The sequence below is a fragment of the Streptomyces sp. NPDC014889 genome, from assembly GCF_043081205.1.
GTDB lineage: Bacteria > Actinomycetota > Actinomycetes > Streptomycetales > Streptomycetaceae > Streptomyces.
In genome coordinates this window covers 1-17,777 of sequence record NZ_JBIBWH010000022.1, presented here as the reverse complement: position 1 = coordinate 17,777, position 17,777 = coordinate 1, and the positions used below count along the sequence as shown (strand labels likewise).

Annotated in this window: 12 protein-coding genes; 4 read left to right on the top strand and 8 right to left on the bottom strand. The window is 67.3% G+C overall.

Features of this window, described 5'->3' with window-relative positions; translation table 11 throughout:
• Nucleotides 1–13 precede the first annotated feature (13 nt).
• From ACF09J_RS32500 to ACF09J_RS32475, 6 genes are all read right to left on the bottom strand, one after another.
• On the bottom strand, nt 14–709 hold the full coding sequence (locus ACF09J_RS32500; protein ID WP_392309055.1) for a hypothetical protein: 696 nt from the start codon (nt 707–709) through the stop codon (nt 14–16).
• 245 nt (nt 710–954) lie between these two features.
• Nucleotides 955–1,371, bottom strand: coding sequence for a hypothetical protein (locus tag ACF09J_RS32495; RefSeq protein WP_392309054.1), 417 nt, complete (start codon nt 1,369–1,371; stop codon nt 955–957).
• Between the two features lie 72 nt (nt 1,372–1,443).
• On the bottom strand, nt 1,444–2,193 hold the full coding sequence (locus tag ACF09J_RS32490; protein ID WP_392309053.1) for a hypothetical protein: 750 nt from the start codon (nt 2,191–2,193) through the stop codon (nt 1,444–1,446).
• A gap of 89 nt (nt 2,194–2,282) precedes the next feature.
• Complete coding sequence (locus tag ACF09J_RS32485) at nt 2,283–3,134, bottom strand: DUF4231 domain-containing protein (protein WP_392309052.1); 852 nt, start codon at nt 3,132–3,134, stop codon at nt 2,283–2,285.
• A gap of 137 nt (nt 3,135–3,271) precedes the next feature.
• Nucleotides 3,272–4,069, bottom strand: coding sequence for an IS5 family transposase (locus ACF09J_RS32480; protein WP_392309051.1), 798 nt, complete (start codon nt 4,067–4,069; stop codon nt 3,272–3,274).
• Between the two features lie 133 nt (nt 4,070–4,202).
• The gene (locus ACF09J_RS32475; RefSeq protein WP_392309050.1) at nt 4,203–4,982 is read right to left on the bottom strand and encodes a transposase; all 780 of its coding nucleotides are present in this window, start codon (nt 4,980–4,982) and stop codon (nt 4,203–4,205) included.
• A 773-nt stretch (nt 4,983–5,755) separates the two neighbouring features.
• On the opposite strand from ACF09J_RS32475, the gene ACF09J_RS32470 reads away from it, so the two are divergent.
• Genes ACF09J_RS32470 through ACF09J_RS32460 form a run of 3 tightly spaced genes read left to right on the top strand, consistent with a single transcriptional unit; the run spans nt 5,756 to nt 9,421 of the window.
• Nucleotides 5,756–6,964: an ABC-three component system protein gene (locus ACF09J_RS32470; protein ID WP_392309049.1), complete on the top strand. Its 1,209-nt coding sequence runs from the start codon at nt 5,756–5,758 to the stop codon at nt 6,962–6,964.
• Nucleotides 6,961–7,437, top strand: coding sequence for a three component ABC system middle component (locus ACF09J_RS32465; RefSeq protein WP_392309048.1), 477 nt, complete (start codon nt 6,961–6,963; stop codon nt 7,435–7,437). The genes ACF09J_RS32470 and ACF09J_RS32465 overlap by 4 nt, the downstream gene beginning before the upstream one ends.
• Before the next feature lie 31 nt (nt 7,438–7,468).
• Nucleotides 7,469–9,421 (top strand): DUF3732 domain-containing protein, encoded by a 1,953-nt coding sequence (locus ACF09J_RS32460; RefSeq protein ID WP_392309047.1) that lies wholly within the window; start codon nt 7,469–7,471, stop codon nt 9,419–9,421.
• A 501-nt stretch (nt 9,422–9,922) separates the two neighbouring features.
• Here ACF09J_RS32460 and ACF09J_RS32455 read toward each other — a convergent pair.
• On the bottom strand, nt 9,923–11,200 hold the full coding sequence (locus tag ACF09J_RS32455) for an RNA-binding domain-containing protein (protein WP_392309046.1): 1,278 nt from the start codon (nt 11,198–11,200) through the stop codon (nt 9,923–9,925).
• A gap of 520 nt (nt 11,201–11,720) precedes the next feature.
• Here ACF09J_RS32455 and ACF09J_RS32450 point away from each other — a divergent pair.
• Nucleotides 11,721–13,364 carry a hypothetical protein gene (locus tag ACF09J_RS32450; protein WP_392309045.1) on the top strand — a complete coding sequence of 548 codons (1,644 nt, stop codon included), beginning with the start codon at nt 11,721–11,723 and terminating at the stop codon, nt 13,362–13,364.
• A 480-nt stretch (nt 13,365–13,844) separates the two neighbouring features.
• Here the strand turns inward: ACF09J_RS32450 and ACF09J_RS32445 are convergent, their stop codons facing one another.
• On the bottom strand, nt 13,845–16,997 hold the full coding sequence (locus ACF09J_RS32445; protein WP_392309044.1) for a hypothetical protein: 3,153 nt from the start codon (nt 16,995–16,997) through the stop codon (nt 13,845–13,847).
• Nucleotides 16,998–17,777 lie beyond the last annotated feature (780 nt).

Sequence of the window (17,777 nt, the reverse complement as noted above, 5' to 3'; positions counted from 1 at the left end):
CTCCGCTGTGGCCTCAGTCGGCCTCGTAGTGGGCCAGGCGCCTACGCTGGTTGAGGTTCTCACTCTGTGCGATTTCGAGAGCCTTGCGAAGTCTTGCAACAACCTCCTCACGAGAGTCTCTTGCTGCCGCGTGAGGCGGATGCTCAGTGGCCTCAGGCGCCATGCGCGGCTGGCAGTGCACCGCAGTGCCGTTACCGCCGAACCGGTCCATCAGCGCGGCCGCTTCATCTGCCGACAGCTCAGGCATCGTCCTGCGCAGTTTTTGGTCCATCTCCAGGCCGGGACGCGCAGTGGCCAGCATGCGCCAGCGTGCACCTGCTGGGGAGAGCGTCCAACTGCATGCCTGGTCGAGCAGTTCCTTGCCACGGATCGGGCCGGGCTCCTCCAGCCCGTCAATGATCAGCCGTACCCGGCGCACGGCAGGATCTCCGAGCATGCGTGCAACGCTGGTGGCGGTGTCGATCAGGTTGCCCTGACCAAGACGGACAGGAATGGGGGCCTGGCCATCAGCGCGTGCGGCAGCAATATCACGTTGGTGCTGGCGCTCGGCGGCGAGCGACTTGCCCGCCCCGAAAACGCCTTCCAAAACCACGACCCCGGATTCCGGCGACGCAGCCACCGCGTCGGGCAAGGCACCGACCTGCGGAGTGTCGGCGAGTTCGGCCGCGACCGCAGCTGGCACACCAGCCGCGTGCCAGCGTTCCACCATGCGGGTCCTGCAACTGGCGTCGAGGTCATCCAGGGATGCCGCGCCCACGACTCGTTCACCGGGGCCCCGGAATACGACAACGGTGTTCCGGTGGCCGCCCACAATGGTTTCGACGGAGCCGCCGACGGCAATCGCTCCGTCACCCGGAGCTGACACCGTGCCGGGCACAACTGGCGCCGCCTCCTGCACGCTGCGAGGCGTCTTGCTACGGCGCCCCATGCCGAGACGCTGCCACCAGGCGTCCGTCACGTGCTGTTGCCGTCGCCCGTGATCGCCTCTCCGACCGAGCCGCCCGCAGACACCGACCTCGTGCCGGATGCCTCTGCCCGGCCCCCCGGGACTGGCGATCCGGGCGGTGGAGTGGGGACGCCCCCGGAGACCTGGTTGTTGTTGCCCGTCACGGCCCTGCCGATACCGCCGCCTGCGGCGACGGAACCCGCTCCTGATGCGATGGCCTGGCTGGCGCTATGGGCGGACTGGAGCACCAGAGCGCGCACAGCGAACACTGTCATGACGAGCGTGACGGTGTCGGCGGCAAAGCTCGCCACGGTGCCCGCCGTGCCGAGATCCTTCAACCACAGCAGCAGCGCCAGTCCTACACAGGCAAGGCCGGCTGCTGTCGCCACTGCCCACACCACGCCCCTGCGCCAGCCGGTCATCACGACAACGCCTCCTCGTCCCTGTTTTGCGGCACCCTAGCCGAAGGACGGTGAAGTACAGGGGGCGTGTGGTCTTCAGCCTGCTGCGGGTGCCGTGGCGCCCAGCGCACCGCGTGCCCAGAAGCCCAGAGGGCTTGCACCGGCTACGTGCTGGGAGAACGGAGTCCAGTGCTGGCCACTCCCGCAGTAGCCCTCGTAGATCTCGGCGTCATACGCCTCGTCCGTCACCAGCGCCACCACGCCGACCTCGTCTCCCGCATCCGCGTCGTGAAGAACTGTTGTCTCGGCATGAGCCCGGATGGCTTTCACGAAGGACGGGCTGGAGATGCGGGAGCCGTCGTATTCGCCGAATCCCGCGTGCAGGACAAGCCGCAACTGCGGCAAGAGATAGCCGCTCCTGCGCGTGACGTTGGCCCAGTCCGCAGCCATCATGCGATCCAGTTCGGACAACAGGAAGGCTCCCACCGTGCGCACGTCCGCCGCCCCGGTGAACAGAAGCAGGCTTTCGCCGGTGTCCTGCTCCTCCCCGTAGACCACCAGTCCCTGAGCGCCAACCTGATGCAAAGCCTGTTCCACGTAGGACTTCACCAGACGCCGACCGGGATGCACCGAGACAGCCTGACCAACCCAGTTGACCAGGCCGATCAGCACAGGGACGACGACCCTGACCTTGGAGGCGGGAAAGTCCGGAGCCCCTTCGTCCGTACGCATCGGGCCCACTGGGCCGTCTCCACCACCGAAGATCAGATAGTGGTGGATGATGTTGTTGTCACCAGTCACGGCGATTTCAACGTCGCCGCCAGCTGCGATAGCGCGCTCGCCCATGGCCTCGACCGAAGGTGGCACCGACGGTGCAGGGTTTGAGCCCGGGACGACATCTCTCTCTTTCAACTGTCCCGCCTAACAGAAGTGGATTAACCCGCTGGCTGAGAAGTCGGATTGCCCTGTTCCGTCGGCTGGTCCAACTGCTGCTGCCGACGCCGCTGCTCGTTGCGTAGATCCTCGACGCGCTCGGTGAACAGCTTAAGCGCCTCCTGCTCCTGACTGGCGCCGAACTCACGGTAGGGGCCAACTCCGAGAGAGACAGCGTTACTTTCCTCCTCGATGGCATCAGCCGTCTGCTGCAGGAAGTAGCTGCGCTCGCGGTACTTGTAGTAGCCGGTGAACGCGGAGGCGAGCGTGACGGCGAAGCTCACGGCAGTGAGCGTGACGCTTTGCCAGGTCAGCTCTTTGCCGGTATCCAACGCGGCGATTGCCGTGGTGAGCGCGGATCCCACCGTAATGAGAGTCTGCAAGCTGTTGTGCACGCGCCGGTACCTTCGGCTCTCGGCCTGATACCGCTCGACGACCTCGACGATGTCCTCTCGATACAGCAGCCGGCGCTCGGCCAGCGGCGGGTATTCGTGTGCGCTGAGTCTGCGCAGCGACTCCTTCTTGCTCTCAAGGTCGGCTTGGAGATCGTGGCGGCTCGGCAGGTCTCGGTCGTAGGCGATCAGAAGGACCGCTGCGCAGAGCGCGACCGCGGTGCCGCAGACGATGTTGCCTCTGATGAACTTTGAGGAGTCCCACGACAGCGTGGTTCCGCTGGCTCCGGTGAGGATTGCAGCTGCCGCTATGGCCATGGTGACAACCGCGACTCGGTTGATCATCCGGCGCCTGGCGAGTTGGGCTTCTGCTACCCGGACCTCGCTACGGGTATCGAAGAGCAGAAGGCGCCCTGCGGCGGACACGCGCGTGGCTGCGTCGTCGTCAAGGCTGCGGGGCACGACCGGAAGTCCTCTCCGCCCTGACCGGCGCGTCCCACACGCTCGCGAGCACTAACCCCTCCTCAAGGTAGGCCTGTTGCTGATCACAGACCATGCCATGTGCGATGCCCAGTCGGCGAGTCGAATAGGAGAGCTTTTCAGTCGCAGATCAGTAGTACGTGGATGGCTTGGACGGTGCGGCTGACGCGGCGGGTGGAGGAGCGTGCTCTGCGCATGATGCGCCAGGACTTGAGTCGGGCGAAGGCACGTTCACCGGGGGCTCGGAGTCGAGCGTGGTCGCGGTTGAACTGCTGGTAGTGCTCGGGCTGTTCGCTGTGGTGGTAGTACGGGGTGCGGAAGGTGGCGCCGGCACCCTGGTAGGCGCGGTCTGCCAGCACAAGGATCTGCCGGGTCAGGCAGGCCTGGACGATGCCGTGGGCACGGGCCGAGGTCAGGTCATGTGTGCGGCCGGGTGTCGCGCGGGAGAACCACAGGGGTGTGCCGTCCGGGCGGGCGATGACCTGCACGTTCATGCCGTGCTTCTTGTGTTTCTGCGAGTAGTACGGCTGATCGACGCGGACGCGGTCGGTGGGGATCAGTGTGCCGTCAACGATGACGTGGTCGCCCTCACCGAGGCCGGTGAGGGCTTCGTGGAGACCCGGGGCCCAGGAAGCCAGCACCTCCAGGGCCTCGTCCACGTAGCGCCAGGCGGTGGCCTGCGATATCGCGAACCCGGCGCCGAGCTGGGCGAACGTCTCGTTCTTGCGCAGGTGGACCAGCGTGAGCAGTGCCTGGTCGAAGCAGCCGAGCTTCCGCCAGCGGGTGTTGCGTGCGCGGCGGTGCTCGTACAGCAGCCAGGCAACATGCTCGACGAGCTCATGCGGGACGTCGAGCGTGGCAGGATACGGAACCAACAGGGCCCCTTCGGTCGCCGGTGTGCTGAGTGGAATCACCACGCCAACGACGAGGGGCCCTGCCTCGTCACCACGCCCGCTGACCAGCCCATTTCACCCGCCAGCACAGGATGAAAGAGGTTCACTGACTGTCGTGTTGACGACTCGCCTAGAGGTTGTCCCGTATGGGGTGCGGTTATCCGGTGAAGGCCAGGTTATGGAGTCGGGCGATGCCGAGCATGGCCTGGTGAACGCCGTTGCCCTTGAGCCGGCAGTCCCGCAGGATCTTCCAGTTCTTCAGCCGCGACAGGGCGTGTTCCACACGAGCTCGCGCCCGGCGGTGGACGGCGTTCTCCGCTTCCTGCCGGGGGCTGAGGTGCGTCTGGCCTCGTCGTTTGCGGTGCGGGATGAGCAGGCCGGTTCCCTGGTAGCCGCCGTCGGCGATGGTCGGTGCGCCGCGGCAGGCCCGATCGACGCCGGACTCCGTGAACGCCCGGCAGTCGTTGCGGCTGCCGGGCAACGGCAAGCCGAGCGCCACCACCAGGCGGCTGTTGGCGTCGATGACGACCTGCAGGTTGGTCGAGTATCGACAGTTCTTGCTCGAGGCGGCGATGCTGCGGTCGCGGGTAGGCACCAGGGTGCCGTCCACGATGTAGACAGTGTCCTTGCGCGGCCGACGGGCCGACGAGACGGCCAGCAGAGGAGCCAGGTGATCGAGGATGCGGTCGGCCGCCGACTTCGAGACCCCGAACAACGGCGCCACCTGCCGCAACGTGAGGTTCGTGCGCCAGTACGTCGCCACCAGCAACACCCGGTCCTCCAGCGGCAGCCGCCACGGCCGGCCCCGCTGCACGTCACCACCGCGACGCCGTACCAACACCACCAGCCTGGCGAACTGCACCTCGGTCAGCCCCGAGAACGGCGGCCGGCCTCTGATCCAAGAGGTAGGCGTTGCACAGTGCGCATCTGCCCCCACTGCGCACCCATACCTCCCGGCGCACGGCTTCGGACGGCTTGCTGCCTCCCGAGCCCGTCCCACCTTGACTGGCCATCACACCTGCCTTCCCGACCAGCGTTTCCGGCGTGCAACGCTATGGCCCAACGGCCCCTGACTCGAGTGGACTTGACAAACACCGTCTTTTCGAAACCGTGGTGTGCTGACGCAGGGCCGTGCCGTTTCCAACCATTTGGCACACTCCTTCACGGCGTCAGGTCCGTCACCGGGCCAGGCTGAGCAGGAAGGAGGGCGCGCACGGACGCATCCGAGCGTGCCCTCGACGGCTCTTCAGATCCCTGCCCCTCCGGTGACCAAGCGTGTGGTTGTCCAGTTGTTGCGGACGGTGGAGAGCGCGAAAGTGCCCTTGCACACGGCGTTCTTCAGCTTGGTTCTGACGCCGCCCTTCGTGGCCGCGGCCTTGGTTCCCGCGTACGCCCCGGGCCACAGGTGTCCCGGGGCGCGCCGACGAACCCGAAGGGGGACGAGACGGTCCCCCTCGTAGTCGGCCATAGCGGAAGTGTCTGCGGATCAGGGCCAGTTCGAGGTCGGTGGACACGCGTCGGTGCTCCTGTCCGAGAGGTGCTAGGTTACGCCGACAGGGGAGCGGGGGTCCGGTTCGTGCGGATTCGCTGATGTCTGCATGCACCGTATCTCGCTGGCCGTCACGGCCAGCGAGCCGACTGTCGTTGATACAGGTCCGACCACAAGTGGGGAACGTGGCGCAAGCAGGGTCGCATTCGGCGGCAGGCCAGATGACCGGATACCTCTACCAGTGCGAACTGGCCCTGCTGGAACTCGCCGAGCGCAGCTGGGACGACATCACGGTCGAAGTCCGTATGGAGGTCCTCGACGACATCGAGTTCCTGTACCAGGACAGCAAAGACCCGTTCGTGCTGCTGCAGTCCAAACATCGTGAGCGTGCCGGACGGCTGAGCGAGACGGGCAAGGACTTCTGGCGCTCGGTCGCCTCCTGGATCGACGCACTGACCGTGCTGGGGCGTCTGTCCAACGGGACCATGCCGCTGCTGCGGCTAGCCACCACCCAGGTGGCGGCCGAAGGCACCTTCCTCCACCAGCTCCGCCCCGTCCCCGGGCGCTCCGTCGATGACGCCCTGGCCGGCATGGAGAAGGTCGCGCGGGCGACCGAGCCCGGCAACACCGCGGACGACCGCAAGAAGTTCACCAACCTCACCCCCGCCCAGCGCTACCGGCTGGTCGCCGCCATAGAGATCAACGATGCGTCGCCGCTGATGTCAGACCTCGACTCTAAGCTGGCCCGCGCACTGGGGATCAGGCCTGGCCAGCACACCCGCGCCATCCTCGACGACATCAAGGGGTGGTGGTACGGCATGGCCGTGGAGTTGCTGGACCGCAACCGGAGCCGCGCCTCGGTAACCGCCCAGGAACTGCAGTGCCGCCTGGAAGAGACCCTCGATCGGTTCACGGGGAAGAACCTGCCCATCACCGAGACACTGCGCCGCCTCACCCAGGCCGAGATCACGGCCTACAAGGACGACATGGTCGTCGCCCAGATGCAGTGGATCGGCCTCAAGGACCGCACCATCGCCAGCCACCTGCGCGACTACCACTACGCACGCGCCCAACGCTCCGCATGGCTGCGCGACTTCACGATCACCGAACAGGCCCTCGGCGACTACGAGCGGCTCCTGTGGGACGAGTGGGACCACGTCTTCACCCGCCACACGGACGCAGTCGAAGACGACACTCCCGCCTCCGAACGCAAGGCCGTCGGCAAACGCGTCCTCGACGACTCCATGGACAAGGCCGCCGGCCTCCCCGCCCGCCCCGGCAGCACCACCGAAAGCTGGATCGGACGCGGCACCCTGCACAGCCTCGCCGGCAGGGCCCACAGCGCCGAGGACGATGAGTCGGTCGGCTGGCATCCCGACTATCCCGACCTGTGCCAGAACCACAACGAGCAGCCAGGCCAGCGACCATGACCAACCACCGTGTTCCCGAAGCCCAGGCTTTGCTCAACACAGCCTTCGGCGCCTACCTCCTGGCGACCAGCGTCCACGCTGCGACCAAGAAGGCCAACCGCCCCCTGCCCTGGCCCAGCGCCTTTCTCGTGCTGCCGCTCGTGCTGCCCACCGACACCCGCAACGACCTGCCCACCCAGGCCGTCCACTCGATGTCCGCCTGGCTCACCGAACACCCCCAGCACCAGGCCGCGTTCGCCCCGCGGGCCGCCGCCCTGACCGACTACACCCGCGCCAGCCTGCGCACCGCCGTACGCCACCACGCCCTCGAGGTCACCACGGCAGGACTGCGCTGCCCCCGCCCGCCCAAGGCCGCCTCGCAAGCCCCGAGCGAGGAAGTCGCGGACTGCGCCCGCCGTGCCGGCCTCGTCGGCCGCTGGCTCGCCGTCGTCGAGCCCGCCCTTGCCTACAACCTCCTCGGCGTCCGCCCCTGACCACCTCTGCCCAAGGAGCCTACGAACCACCATGCAGCTACTCGCCCTGGCCCTCTACCACCGAGACGGCCGACCCACCCCCAGGGTCGTGCGGTTTCGTCCCGGGGCGCTCAACATCCTCACCGGCGAGTCCGAAACCGGTAAGTCCGAGATCCTCGACATCGTCGACTACTGCCTGGGCCGCAGCACCCCCAACCTGCCGGACGAACCCATCGACCGGACCGTGGGCTGGTACGCGCTCCTGGTCGCCTTCCGCGACAGCCGCATGCTCCTGGCCCGGCCCCGCCCCGCAGGTGCCTCGACCACCCAGGCCATGATCCGCACCGGAGGCGACACCCTCGACCTGCCCCGCGCCGACGAACTGACCCCGAACTCGAACGTCGCCGCGCTGCGCAGCCAGCTCAGCGCCCGCCTGGGCATCGAGGACTTCCGCTTCCAGCCGCCCACCGGCGCCGCCCGCCAGGCCTTTGACGTCTCCATCGCCCAGGCGGCCCTGCTGTGCTTCCAGAACCAGAACGAGATCGCCGACAAGAAGGCCCTCTTCCACCGCCAGACCGAGAACGGCATCGCCCAGACCCTCAAGGACACCCTGCCCTACTTCCTCGGAGCCGCCGGTCCTGAACAGGCCCTGCGCCGCCACCACCTCAACGAGGCCCAGCGCGCCCAGCGCGCCGCCCAGCGCAAGCTAGACGACGCCCACCGCCACCGCGACGCAGTGGACGCGAGCGGTGTCGCCCTGCTCCGCCTAGCCCAGAGCGAAGGACTCCTGGAGGAAGTCCCCCCGGCCCCCGGCCCCGAGGAGATCCGCGCCCTGCTGGAGCAGGCGCTCACCGCCACGGTCTCCACCGTGGGCCCGGTGGACCTCACAGACCGGCGCCAGGGCCTGATCGACGAGCGACGGCAACTGCGCGAGCAACTGCAGCAGTTCGACGAAGCACTCGCCCTGGTGGACCGCTGGCAAAAGCAGGGAGAGGCCTTCACCGGCGAACTCCACCTGCAACTCGGCCGCCTGCAGACCATCAACCTCCTGGGACCCGAACGCGACTACGACGCCGCTCTGTGCCCGATGTGCACCCGCCCGCTGGAGGAACCGGATGCCTCGGCCGCAGAGATCACCACACTCACCGCGCAGCTTGCCGAAGAACTTGACCAGGCTCAGGGCATCCAGCCGATCCGCGACGAGCACCGTAGATCCCTCGAAGCCGAACGGGCAGCCGTCGTCGAACGCCTCAAGGTCAACGGGGCGCAACTGCGGGAACTGACCGCCAGCGACGAACGCATGCGCAACCTCCAGGACCAGCATGTGCGTATCGCCCGGATCCAGGGCCGCATCGACCAAGCCCTCACCGCCGGCACGGGATCACCCGCCGGCGACATCGGCGAACTGCGCAACAACCTGGTCCTGGCCCAGGAGAACGTCGCCACCCTCCAAGCCCTGATCGACGAGGACGACGTCGCCGCCGAAGCGGAACGTCGGCTCGCCGACATCGCCGTCAACATGACCGACTGGGCCCGGCGCCTGAACCTGGGCCAGGCCGCCTGGGCGGACGAAGTCGCCATCAGCCTCAGCCAGCTCAACGTCGTCGTACGGCGCCCCCAAGGGCGCCTCCCGCTCAACCGCATCGGCAGCGCCAAGAACTGGATCGGCTACCACATGGTCGCCCACCTGGCTCTCCATACGTACTTCCAGCTCCACCACCGTCCCGTCCCCGGCTTCCTCATGCTCGACCAGCCGACCCAGGCCTTCTTCCCCGCCAAGATCAAAGACGCCACCACCGTCCAGGACGCCGACTGGAACACCGTCACCGCCTACTTCGAACTCCTCAAAGACGTCGCCGAACTCAACGAAGGCACTCTGCAGATCATCGTGTGCGACCACGCCGACCTCACCGAAGAGCCCTGGTTCCAGGAAGCCATCGTCGAGAACTGGCGGCCGACCGACGGCCAGCGCCAGGCCCTGATCCCTAACGACTGGCTCGACTGACATCAGGGTGTCCCTGCGCTGACAGGGGCACCCGCCCCCAAGGGTTTCCGGCCCTGCCCACGCCGGATCTGCGCCAAGCCCGAGATTCTTCGTGGTCATGCAATTAAGCGGGCTTGTCGCAGTTCGGCGGATTGCGGATTGGGGTGCGGACGCCTCCGTGGGCTGCGTCGTCGTAGAGGCGCCTGGGCTGGATGTGAGCCATTCCGTCTTGCAGCAAAGGCCGCACTCGGAACGCTGCCGGGCGCGCCACAGGTCTGGGACATCTGGCGCGACGCCGTGACGAGCGGAATCGGCAACGCCTGCGCCGCCCGAGATCCGGTCACAGGGTGAGGCCGGACTGGTGCATCAGGTCCCGCGCCGGCTCGGGGATCGGCGCGGGACCCGCTTGCCCATCATCCGCGGCCTTGGCCGCACGAAGGCATCACATCGCCGACAGCCATCCGTCGAGGCCACAGTGCGTGCCGTCGCGAACGGCAAGACCACGGTTGTCGGGATCGCCCGCTACAGGCAGACAGTGATGCCGAACTGGTGCATCAGGTCGGTGAAGGCTTCCTGGGCGCTCGCGCGCAGGAGATCGTCCTCGTCGGCGGGGGTCACCGTGACAGTCACCGGCTGGATGCGGCGGGGCCGGCGGGCCCGGTCGGGGATGCTCCTGAAGCTGCCGTGTTCGGTGACGACGGGCGTCAGCGGCGCCGGTTCGGCGGTGGCGATGGCCGTCGTCACGGGGATGACGCCGTCCACACCCAGGTGGCGGGCGAGTTCACGGGCGAGAGCGACGGCGTCGCGGCAGGCGGCGCCAGCGACGTCCGCGTCGACCAGGATGCCCGTCGTCTCGGGCTCGGGGCCGTCAGGGTTGCCGCGCCGGGTCGTCCAGGACAGGTTGGCGGCCAGGACCGTGCTGCCGTCGTGGTGCAGCTCTGCATAGACCCCCCGGCCTATGCTCGGGTACAGGGTGCTCAAGACCCAACGGCGCAGTCCAGGCCGCGGGCTGGACACGGTCTCCAGAACCCGCAGCGGGCTGACGACGTCACTGTTGCGCGCCAGGGCCTGGGAGCGGTCGATCGCCGTGGTGCTGACGTAGCCAGCCATCTCCTGGGCCAGAGATGGGGCAGTACGCGGCAGCGGCCGATCAGGCCGGGCGACGGCGATGAACCAGGCCGACGGCTCGGCCTGCTCGGCCAGGACGTTCTCCAGGGCATGGGCGAAGAGCCGGTCGGTTTCCTCCTGGGCGTGCTGGGTGCGGGTGAAGCGGTCACGGTAGGCGCGTTCGATCTGATGCTCGGCCATCCAGGCGGTGTGGTCGTGGTCCCGATAGGGGACGACGGCGGCCTGCTGGTCCTTGTCCTTGGCAGCGGTGCCGTACACGTGGTGCGGGGCCATGGGGCTGGCGGGCACGTCGATGACCAGGAAGCTTGTGGCTCCGTCGACCGAGGACAGAACGGTGAAGGTGACACCGGACAAGTAGGGCTGGACGTGGTTACGGATCCACTGCGCGTACTGCTGGGCGTTGACCTCGCCCGAGCCGATGCCGACGGGCTTCGTGTCCTGGTCCGTGACGCCGTAGATGAGCAGGCCGCCGCGGGTGTTGGCCATCGCGGCGACATCCTTGGCCAGTTCGTTCCAGCGGCCCTCCCGCGGCGGCTGGGGCAGCATCTCTTTCCAGTCCAGATCGTCGGACTCGGCGAGGTGGGACTCAGCGGCCTCCTTGATCATGTCGAAGGTGAGCGGGCCAGGCGGGGCACCGAGGTGCTCGTGCAGTCGCGTCCAGGAACGGGCCATGGACGAAACCCTACGGGGCCGCACTGACACCGGGCGGCGCCCGATCCGGCCGTCACCGCCGTGGCGCGGACGCCCGCTGACTCGTTCCGCCAGCTGCACCAGTCAGCCGGACTGATGCGTCTGCGCCTGCCCGGGTGCCGTCGCCGCCCGGGCAGAGCCAGCCGTCGACGGACCCTTTCGTGCACAGGGTCACACCTGTAAAGGAGAGAAAATCGAAATCTGTAAACAGAATATCCGCACAAAAAACCCGTCTGTCCGATTCCATCAGCAGCCGAAGTAAGTTTCCTGGCGGATAGTCGTATGCGCGGCGAGCGCGGCCAGGAATACCGCCTGCTGGCACCCCGATCCGGACCGGTTCAGCATGACAATCTCTGCCGACGCCCACCGCCCTGACAGACCTTCCGTGCAGCTTCAGGCGGTGTTGACCACAGCTCTCCGCATACCGACCATGACCTACGGAGCGTGGAGACGAGGGGGCTCTGTGGCGCGGTTTCGGCGGGGTGTGTCTGTTCTCGGAGCCGTGGGCGTCGTCTGTGGCCTTGCCCTTGCGGCCTCCCTTCCGGCCGTGTTGCAAGCCGTTGGAGTCACCGCACGCTGGGCAGTTGTGATGGGTGTGGGCTGCGCCGCGCTTGCCGGCGTGTTCATCGAGCCCGCGCGAAGCCGCCGCGACCGTGCCGCAGTCGACCGGCAGTCCATGCTGGAAGGGTGCGTCACCCTGGCCGGAGAGAAGGAACTCCCACGGGTAAAGGAGATAGCCGACCCCACCGTCCTGGGCGTCCGGCCTGCCTGGCAGGTGCCTCTGCGCGCCGGTTCACCCCCCTACGTGCGCCGCAACGTCCACGAGGGGCTGGTCGCGCTCCTGCACGCAGGGAGCTTCGTCCTGCTCATCGGTGACGGGCTGTCCGGAAGGACACGCACCGCCTACGAAGCCGTGCGTGCATCCGTGCCCGACCACCTGCTTCTCGCACCCACCTCCACCGCAGGCCTGAGAGCAGCTGTCGACTACGCCAGCGGATCGACGAAATGCGTTCTCTGGCTGGACGAACTGGACCAGTTCCTCGTACCTGACGGCCTGACATCCAACGACGTCCGGAACTTCCTCTCCGGCCACCGTCACAGCATCATCGCCACCCTGCGAAGCAGCGACTACATCCGCCTGGCCACCGGCAACGCGGCAGACGTTCGCGAGGCCAGACGAGTCATCCGAAGTGCCAAGCCGGTGCGACTCAAATGGAAGTTGACTCCGGAAGAGATCCGCAGAGCCACACAATTAACCAGTGACGAGAGGATCAAAGAAGCGCTCGAATCCACAAGACGTTTCGGGTTCGCGGAATATATCGGAGCCAGCGTCCCGCTCTTCATCCGCTGGTGGGATTCGATAGACACCGGACCGAACTCACGCGGTGCCTCGCTCGTGAGAGCGGCAGTGGACTGCCGCCGCCTGGGACTGACCCGGCTCCTCGACCACGAGATGCTCCAGGAGCTGCACGAAATCTATCTTGCCGATCGCCCTCGGCTACGCCACGAACCCGAAGCCGAAGCCTGGGCATGGGCTTTCCAACAGATGGAAGGAACCACCTCGCTGCTTTTCCCCGACGGCGAGACGCAGAGCAACTCGCCTGTCGACGTCTTTCCCCACCTGATTTCCGCGACCGACAGGGAAGAGCAAAACGACACGGGCGGATTCAGACGCCCCATCATTCACGAAGAAATCTGTACCCGTGTCATAGAGCGAAGCACCGCCGACGAGGCCGAACTCATCGCCTCCCGCGCCCACGAGTACGGACTTTACGCCATCGTGCGCCGTGCCCACCGGCACGCCATCGACCGGTACACGCAGCAGCACGGTGCCCAGGACGCCAGAACCATGTCCGCCCAGTACTCCTTCGCGCAGTGGCTGCACATCATCGGAGATTTCGAGGAAGCCGGACGAATCGGTCGCTATGTTCTGGACCTGCAATCCAGTGAATTTGGAGGCGAGGACCCACGGACACTGGCCACCCGCCATCTGATGGCTCAAGCACTGTTCGAAGCAGGGCAGCGAGATGCCGGTGTCGCGGAGTGCGAAGCAGTGCTTCTGTCACGGAGGAGGATCTTCGGAGAGAGCGCTCCGGAAACCCTAGAGAGCAGAATCGCCTTGCACATGATGCAAGAGCAGCCGTGACGGTTGCCCCCTGCCCAGAACAGCCAGGCCCAGAAGCTCCCACGTGATCCCACCGTGTCGGGTTGCGGTAGCCGACCGAGCAGGGCCACCGTTCGCCCCGCACACAGGGCAGACCGGCCTGCCCGCTACGGAGTTTCAGTAGCGCTATAGCCGTTGAGGGAAGCAGGAAGCCAGCTCGACGATCTTGGGGTCGGGCCCGTGGCCCGGGCCGTGCCGGAGCCGACTGCTGCGCCCGCCGCCGAGAAGCGAAAAACACCTCCAGGCGCGGCCCACCGCGGCGACGGGCGATCCGGGCGTAGCGAACATCGAGCACGCTACTCATCCTCACACCAGGCCACCCGTGAAAGCAGCACCCTGGTATCTGTTTCGCCGCCCAGAAAGATCCTTTCTGTAGGCGTGTCCCCCGAAGCTGCCGCAGTTTCGAAGGCGTCAGCCCGCGCCAGCATCTTCGAATCCACGGTTTGCCCGCATGGTTGTCTGTCAGCTTCCGTAAGCGTCATCGATGGCTCCAGCGTTGATCAGCGCCACACGCAATGCCTCACGCTCGGGGGTCTTCTCGGTGGGTGCCGCAGCATAGAGGTCGGCAGCGAGGCGGACGGTCCTGGTCCGCCGGTAGCCCTCGACCGGCCCGTGGTCGAGGGCAGCGGCAGCGATGAACTGGGCGCCAGGAGAAGCGGGAGTACGACCGGCGCGCTTGACCATGTAGTCGGCGTCTTCCAAGTCAGACTGCTGGATGAGAGTGGCGACGGTGAGCTCCAGCCACAGGTCCTGGTCAAAACCAGCGGCGAACGCGAAATGCCCGACCCCGCGCAAGGCGGCAGCCGGGAGTCCGGCATCCAGGGCAGCACGCCACAGACCAGCGGCCCGCTCGGCCACCTTGCCGTTCTCCGCATGGACGGTATAGGTGGCGAGCTGGGACAGCATCGCGGATACGGCCACCTCGCCGCCGGGACAGCCAGCGAGTCCGGCCAGGAACTCCCCGGCAGGGCCGAGGGGTTTGGCATCGTCCAGCAGCGTAAGCAAGACCCGGTAGTGGGAGCCTTCGGCGTCCGGCTCACACAGGACACGCCACAGACCGGTGCGGTCCAGCCGGGCCAGCAACGCCACGTCGGGCTTGCCGTGAGCCAGCCAGACACGCGCAGGGCGCCATGCCGGCTCCAAAGGCAGGAGCGTATCGACGTGGCCGGCCGCCCAGACCGGGTCGCAGCGGTGGAGCTGGGTGAGGCAGAACCCGATGACCGCGAGCGCCTGATCGTCCGGCTCGGCACCCAGCAGCGCCTCCAGCACCGCTGTCAGCTCCTGAGGCAGACCGCCCGCAGTGCGCACCGCAGACTGGACGCCCCAGGCGGTCAGGGACAGTAGGGCGCTGCCGCCGAGCTCCGTCGTGGCCACGCCGAGCGGGAAGGGGGTGCCCAGCCGCGGGGTGCTCCAGCCGGTGACCAGATCCCGCAGCCACGCCACGGCATCCACTTCCGCGGCCGCCCCCAGGGATGCGCCACTGTCCCAGGCGCGGTGCAAAAGGTTGGAGATGACCAGCTGCAACGGCACCGCCTGCGGCCCGGCAGCCTCCGGCGGGCGGATCGCGAAGGCGGCCTCGGCGAGTGCCCCCAGCACCCCGGGATCCAGCAGGCCCTTACCCGCGGCATGGTGAAGGGCGTTGAAGTAGGCGGCCTGAAGGACCGGGCGCGCGGCGGCCGCCGCAACCGCGGCAGGATCCGCAGCCCAGGCCTCCAGGTCCTGGGCCACGAGCTCGCCCAGCAGTCCAGCACGATCCCCGTCAGCGTCACCATCGTCTTCGCTACCGGGAGCGGCAGCGAGCGCGGCGACAGCCGCAACCACCCCCTCCGCCTGGACCCGCGCGCTGAAGACCTCCACGCACAGCCCTCCGCAGGCCTCCACCCACGAGGTGGTCTTCACAGCGGGCTCAGGCCTGCCAGGGGGAGGCCCGTACTTCTCCTCCAGCAGCACCAGGACCGGCTCCCACACTCTGAGCACGGGCTCGGGCAGCACCGGGGACAGCCCTCGCACGATGCGCCACGACCGTGGCACCGGCCCGGGAAAGGCATCGGCCCACGCACGCACCTGCGCCGCAGCAGGCGGTGCGCCCAAGCCTTCTCCCAGAGCCGCCTCCATCTGCGCCCGCAGCTCATGCGGACAGTGAGCCTCCAGCAGGGCGAGGAAGTCGGCCAAGTCCGCGTTCGGCCATGTTCCACCACCCACCTCCCGCGCGACGTCGACAGCCGCCTGCCACCATCCGGCCGCAGCCTCGGCACGCTGGCTGTCGTGGGGCCAGGACTCGGTCAGATGCACAGCCACCAGCCGTGCCCGGTGCTCGCCGGCAGGCAGCTTGCTGTACACACCCCGAAGCCGCTGTACGACCGGCACGCCGAGCCGCGCCTCGGCCAGGGCGAGATCGAGCACAGCCCGCATCAGCGTCACGACGATGGCACGCGGCGGGTCAGCCACTGTGATCGTGCCGAGTTCGTTCACGAGCTCAACCTGCAGACCCGCGTTCTCGTCCTTGAGATGGTCGTCGAGGACACCGGCAAGCGCGGAACGAATGATCACGCCGAGCCGGTCCTTGCCGGTGCGCAGCCGCCCTTCGGGGTGTGCCGTGCCGACGAGCTCGCCCAGCACCTGTCCGCTCTCCCACGACTCCTGCGCAGTGAACGTACGAGACCGCAGGACATCCTCGAGCACGGCAACCCACTGCCCCGTCCGCTCGGCAACGGGAACATCCCTGGCCCAGTACGCGGCACGCACCAAAACAAACCGTTCCGGCTGCTCCCGCACCAACCCGGCCAGCAAAGCACACGCCGCCATGCCCGCCTCGCTGACCAACCCAACCGCCTGCGACAGCGCCCCAAGACCCTGGACACAGACCACGTCCAGGTTCTCCTCCACCCAGGAACACACCCGCTCCGGCTCATCAGCCAGCAGCCGCCGCAGATACGACACAGCCGGCCAGCGCTGCTCCTCGGGCAGCAGCCGCGGCAGCGGCAGCAGATCGAGCCACCGCCCACTCACAGCAGCCTGGAAGAAATACACCCCAGCCCGCGGGTCGGTCATCCGCGCAACCTCGTCCGCGTCCTGCTGCACCGGCGTATCCAGCCTGGCCAGCTCCCGCAACCGCTCCGCCCGCTCAGGCAAACCAAGAAACAGCTGCTCCATGGCAGCGGTGACATCCCCGAACTGATGGCGCGCCTCGTCCGCCCCGCTGCCGGAGCCGTGCAGCACGCCGGAAGCAGCGCTGTAGAAGGCACTCCAACTGCGGGCCGCCTCTGTCTCAGCGAGCCCCATCTCCTGCCGGGTCTGCTCCAGCACCAGACGGCCGATCTGCCGCGTGCGAAACCCGCCACGGTTCGCCTGCTCGGCACGCAACTGATCGACCGCGCCGACGAGGACACCCAGATCCCCGGCTCCCACCTCGCCGCGATGCCGCCAGGCATCCGCCACAACCCCAGCCGCCCTGGAGACAGCCTCGGTCGCGCTGCGCACCCCAGGGAAATCCTCGCCCGCGATCTTCAGAACACTGTCCAGCGCACCACGCAGACACGACTGCGCCACCTCATAAGGAGCCTGAAAGACACTGGGAGCGTTCATGATCTGGGCCGCGTCCAACAACAGGCTCAACGCCCTCTGCCCATGAGCACCTTGAGCCTGAAGGGCCGACACGAGCTCCGAACCCACCACGCACACTGCCGACACCAACTCGGGCCGCGCGCGCTACCAAGGGGAAGACTGGACATCGGCCCACCGTAGTCGCCCAGATCAGGCAAGCGTCGTCCTGCAGCCACAGCCGACACCAAAGGCAGACAGAACCCGAGCACTGGCCCGCACGAGAGAGCCGAGCACGGCGATCTGTCCACACCTCGCGAGACGAGGCCTGGAGACCGCCGCAGACTCCGCTCCGGGCCACCGGAGCCCACGAGCAACACACCGGCCGCGCCAGCGGCCCCCACAGACGCGCCGCAAGAACAAGCCGAGCACCAGCGGATGGGATCCCCCCGAACCCACCACCCCAAGCGCCGGCAGGCGCCCCACCCCCGAGCACCCATCAGACAGACCAAGCCCAACACCCTGTCATGCCACCAAGAATGACACCCCACCACAATGACAAACCAACACAACCGGAGCGCGCCAGCGCTCCGAACAACACACACCACCAAACCAACAAGGCCGCGCCAGCGGCCTAAACAAACAACAGAAGACTATTTTGCCGCCAGGCAAAATACATAAAACCAAAATCCATTCACCACCCACAACCTAGAATTTGCCGCCAGGCAAATTCACGCACAATCAAAGGGCCGCGCCAGCGGCCCGGCATAAACCACAGAGAATTCGCCGCCAGGCGAATTCCGGGGCGTTAGGAATTCCGCCAGGAATTCCATTAGGGGCATTTATGCCCCTCCG

What these genes read in the sequence shown, in the direction of transcription:
- ACF09J_RS32500 (WP_392309055.1), bottom strand. Translation starts at nt 709, where the DNA reads ATGGTGGAACGCTGGCACGCGGCTGGTGTGCCAGCTGCGGTCGCGGCC.
- ACF09J_RS32490 (WP_392309053.1), bottom strand. Translation starts at nt 2,193, where the DNA reads ATGGGCGAGCGCGCTATCGCAGCTGGCGGCGACGTTGAAATCGCCGTG.
- ACF09J_RS32470 (WP_392309049.1), top strand. Translation starts at nt 5,756, where the DNA reads ATGACCGGATACCTCTACCAGTGCGAACTGGCCCTGCTGGAACTCGCC.
- ACF09J_RS32465 (WP_392309048.1), top strand. Translation starts at nt 6,961, where the DNA reads ATGACCAACCACCGTGTTCCCGAAGCCCAGGCTTTGCTCAACACAGCC.
- ACF09J_RS32460 (WP_392309047.1), top strand. Translation starts at nt 7,469, where the DNA reads ATGCAGCTACTCGCCCTGGCCCTCTACCACCGAGACGGCCGACCCACC.
- ACF09J_RS32455 (WP_392309046.1), bottom strand. Translation starts at nt 11,200, where the DNA reads ATGGCCCGTTCCTGGACGCGACTGCACGAGCACCTCGGTGCCCCGCCT.